The organism is Piscirickettsia salmonis LF-89 = ATCC VR-1361, assembly GCF_000297215.2.
In the GTDB taxonomy this organism is placed as follows: domain Bacteria; phylum Pseudomonadota; class Gammaproteobacteria; order Piscirickettsiales; family Piscirickettsiaceae; genus Piscirickettsia; species Piscirickettsia salmonis.
This window is the reverse complement of the sequence record NZ_AMFF02000166.1, coordinates 1-1392: the sequence shown is the minus strand read 5'-3', so window position 1 is coordinate 1392 and position 1392 is coordinate 1. Positions and strand designations below refer to the sequence as shown.

Below are 1392 nucleotides of genomic sequence, written 5' to 3'. Positions count from 1 at the left end.
TACGTCTACCCACAGCAATTCACTCTTAACTTCCGTTGATTGCTACACCCTACTCAAATCTAAATTTTTTGCAACAGTGCCAAGATCACAACCTATCTATCTCTGAAATATGTAAAAGAATGAAAATTTCTAAGGCAATGCTATATAGGTACTTAAAGGTTTAGTCTCTTATTAATCGTTTTCACTTAATGTGGCCCACACTGTTTTTAAAGTCACAAAGTAACGGTTGTCTGTTAAAGTTCTAAACCCCATTCTCTTATAAAATTTTATTAATCGATCATCATCAGTTATCGCATCTAAAATAATTGCAGCAAACATTTGATCATAGTCTATAAATTTTATGAAAATATCATGAATGAGAACTTTACCAATCCCCATAGATTGAGCGTCTTTATCAACACCAAGCCACCCTACAAGTAAACAACCTACTGCTTTTGTTGATGCCTTCTTCAATACTGGATTTAATGATTCTCTTGTAGAATGTAATGAGAAAAATCCTAAAATAGTTTTAGGCTGGGAGTCGTCAACCAGGCAGTAAACAATAGTACCGCTTTCACTATCATCGTTTTGTTGTCTAGCTACCTTTTGTAGGTATTGATTAACTCTATCAACACCACAATCAAACCTTTTTCTATCATGAGATCTTTTAAGTTTTTCGATTCTGTATGCCACTTAAAATACTCGCTATATTTTTATTGTATTTTTTATGATCCAAATGATCTTTATTCATGAAGTCAACAAATGCTTTTGTTGGTGCAGAGGGTGTTTCAACTTCATCAGCAATGACTTTTAAATCTTTTTTAGACAAATGTAGACGTGATTTTAAAACAGCTTCCTGGGCTTGTTCAATCTCTTCTAATTTTTCTTTCACCGCTTCATCAAGCAGTTCTGAAAGTTTACCTTGATATGCGTAAGCTGCTGCGTTTGTGGCCCTTTGATGAAAGTCCATATCTACCCTAAATGATAAATATTTAGTTTTCTCGCCGGAGTTAACAGCAACCTTAGTCAGAGTGCTTTGCCCCCTTGCTGCTGCTCTAGTTTTTTTACTAGATACCGCTTCTTTGGTAGCCTGAACTGACAGTTTGTTTCTAGAAGTCTTTCTTTTGACCTGTCTATTTGACTCAGTTTTTTTTCTCGCAGGCATAGTCACCTCCATATATTTACTCTCCACATATATAAATATTAGACCACATTGTACCACAAACGTTTAACATTTTGCATAATGTGCAACGTTTGTTTGACGAAGCACAGTAATAACTTGATATTATTGCTAATTTTAAATTTTAATCTGGAGTTATTTAGTGGAATATTCACGCTTGCTCATGACAGATGCAACTGAATGACTATTTTTCATAAAGGTAAGGTTGACCACAGGGCACTGTTGCGAAAAAT

At 34.7% G+C, this 1392-nt stretch carries 2 protein-coding genes; both read right to left on the bottom strand.

All coding sequences use genetic code 11. The features are described 5' to 3' along the window. Positions 1-171: 171 nt before the first annotated feature. Positions 172-672 carry a GNAT family N-acetyltransferase gene (locus tag C200_RS14640; RefSeq protein WP_016212214.1) on the bottom strand — a complete coding sequence of 167 codons (501 nt, stop codon included), beginning with the start codon at positions 670-672 and terminating at the stop codon, positions 172-174. Next, positions 647-1144, bottom strand: a complete 498-nt coding sequence (locus tag C200_RS12775) for a hypothetical protein (protein ID WP_036780855.1) — start codon at positions 1142-1144, stop codon at positions 647-649. Before C200_RS12775 ends, C200_RS14640 begins: the two co-directional genes overlap by 26 nt. Positions 1145-1392: the final 248 nt, after the last annotated feature.